The organism is Micromonospora sp. ABR4_055 (assembly GCF_056160425.1).
In genome coordinates this window covers 1-1,573 of record NZ_JBSWXD010000308.1, presented here as the reverse complement: position 1 = coordinate 1,573, position 1,573 = coordinate 1, and the positions used below count along the sequence as shown (strand labels likewise).

1 protein-coding gene is annotated in these 1,573 nt (G+C 64.4%); it reads right to left on the bottom strand.

The window, feature by feature from the left end:
• Window positions 1-296 precede the first annotated feature (296 nt).
• Complete coding sequence (locus ACXAHD_RS32065; protein WP_475055154.1) at window positions 297-797, bottom strand: endo-1,4-beta-xylanase; 501 nt, start codon at window positions 795-797, stop codon at window positions 297-299.
• Window positions 798-1,573: the final 776 nt, after the last annotated feature.

The following is a 1,573-nucleotide window of genomic DNA, read 5'->3' as shown; positions in this document are numbered from 1 at the left end:
CCCCCCTCACACCCCATCCAACTTCATGTCCCTTTTTTCTTTTCCCCCCCCCCCCCCCCCCCCCCTCCTCCCCTGACACGACATTTCTTTCTTCCTCCCCCCCCCCCCCCCCCGCGTCGTGGTGTGGTGTGGGTTTCGGTCAGCGTTGGAGGGTGAGGACGCCGGGGCGGTAGGCTACGGCACCGCCGAGCAGGTCCGCGAGCAGCGCCAACGCGCCCTCGACGCCGCCCACGCCGCCCATCCGGACCGGTTCACCCGCCGGCCACGCGCACCACGGCTACCCGACCAGGCCTGGATCAACCAGCCAACCCAGCAGGCACCAACCGTCTCAATTTGACTTGACAACTACCGTTTGGTGCCGGGGTCGGTGGCGGGGCGGCGCGGAAGGCGGCTTCGATGCAGTCGTTGCCGGTGCGTTGGAGGTTGGAGTTGCGGCGGGCGCCGGAGTTGCCGTGGTTGAGCATGGCCTGGCGGAGGGCGTTGCCTTCCATCTGTTGCATCCAGCCGGGTTGCTGGGAGTGCCAGGCGAGGGTGTGGCTGCGGACGGCCATGCCGCGGGAGATGGCGTGGTTGACGATCCGGTCGCCGTTGGTGAAGGTGAACTGGTTCTGTTGTGGTTCGGTGGCGTCGAGTTTCAACTCGTTCTCGGCGGTGACGCTGGTGAACTCCCGGTTGAGGATGTTCACGTACGTCGAGTCGCCGAGTTTGTTGGCAGCGACGGCGGTGCCGAAGTAGCGGCCGGACTGGGCGGCGGCCGCCCCCAGGGTGCTTTCGGCCGCGCTGGCGAGATTCGGCATCAACGACACGGTCAGGACTACGACAAGTGCGGCGATGCCGGATGCCCAGAGCGTTCGAAACCGACGTCGGGCAGGACGGGTCTGGGAGATCATGCTGATCCTCCGACAGGGAAGTAGGACAATCTGTCGCTCTTCAGGTGAGAGCTGCCCAGCGGCGATGCGTATCCGTGGTCAGCAGGGACGGTTGATGACGCTCAGTTGGACGGTCGGCCACCCAGGTGGCGACGGAGAGTGTCGATCTCTGTCTGCGTCGGGCACCTGAGCAAGTTGGCGAGTCGGCGCGGGCGTTCGGGCACCTGGTGCTGAGGCGCCAAGTTGATGAATCGGGCATATCGGCATTCTTTATGAACATGTCCTCCAAGAGCAGTTGGTGTTGGCATTAACGCATCGATCGACTCATATCGATATTCAGAAAACTTGCGGTTGGCGAGCGGTAGTTTCCGGCCATGACTGCTCGTGGTCGCGGTGGACGGTCGGCGGCCGTTTGAGGTGGCGGCGGGGTGGCCGGCTCATCTCGCGGCCCTGTTGTCGCCGCTATGTCCCGACCCACCGTCGTCTCGCGGGTCCGATGCGCCTTGACGAACCCACTCGAGTTCCCGGAAATGTTGCGGACAGCTCTTCAATGGTGACCGGTGGGGTCGTGGGTGCCGGTATCGGTGCCCAGCGTCAACGGGGTACGACTCGACTAGACGAGTAGTTCCGAAGTCAGGGGTCGATGTCCGGGCATGAGGAGAGGGCATCCAAGATCATGTTGTGACGCAAGACCTGGACACCCT